The organism is Streptococcus cristatus (assembly GCF_003943505.1).
Classification (GTDB): domain Bacteria; phylum Bacillota; class Bacilli; order Lactobacillales; family Streptococcaceae; genus Streptococcus; species Streptococcus cristatus_E.
Map to the genome: position 1 here is coordinate 1 of NZ_RJPS01000065.1, position 730 is coordinate 730.

At 40.1% G+C, this 730-nt stretch carries 1 protein-coding gene; it reads left to right on the forward strand.

The annotated features are described in order from the left end of the window. The first annotated feature begins 27 nt into the window (after positions 1 to 27). Entirely contained in the window at positions 28 to 441 is a 414-nt protein-coding gene (locus D8792_RS10990; protein WP_061910944.1) for a YjdF family protein, read from the forward strand. The last annotated feature ends 289 nt before the right edge of the window (positions 442 to 730 follow it).

Genomic DNA, 730 nt, shown 5'->3' on the forward strand with positions numbered 1-730 from the left:
TTAGGGATTTTTAAAGGAGGTGCTGTCATGGATAAGATTTCAATGACGCTGACAGTTTATTTTGAAGAGGGATTTTGGTACGGTCTTTTCGAGCAGGAACATGCTCAATCTTATAGAGTTTGCCGAGTCACCTTTGGTGCAGAGCCTAGTACGCAGGAATTGTTGGATTTTCTAAACCGTTATTATCATCGGTTGCAGTTTAGTCCTAGCATCAGGGTGAAGGAGAAGACTAAGTCGGTCAGTCCTAAACGCCTGCAGAGACAGGCTAAAAAAGAGCAGATGGCTTCACGTTCTTCAAAGTCTCAGGAAGCGCTGAAGCTGCAATTTGAAGAGCAAAAGCAAATCGCTCGCATCAAGCGCAAGCAACAGAAAGAACTGGCTAAGCAAAGGAAATTCGAACTCAAACAGCAAAAACGATTGGAAAAGCACAAGGGGCATTGAGCCTGGTTTTTCTGATTGCTATGAAAAGTCTTCTGTCGGGAGGCTTTTTTGTTTTTAAACAAATTTTTCTTGTCTCGAAACTATACCAATTTTATGTTGACAAATATCAAGTTGTTGTGTATAATGGTTTCGTCTCTCGATAAAAAGATAAATAAGACTATACCAATTTTCAATAAAGGAGGAACTAGCTTTTTGCCAGCAAAAGGCTAGAAATAAATCTATGTGTGGAATCGTCGGAGTTGTGGGAAACCGCAATGCAACAGATATTTTGATGCAAGGACTTGAAAAG

Coding starts and splice junctions, on each gene's coding strand:
- D8792_RS10990 (WP_061910944.1), top strand. CDS start 28: ATGGATAAGATTTCAATGACGCTGACAGTTTATTTTGAAGAGGGATTT.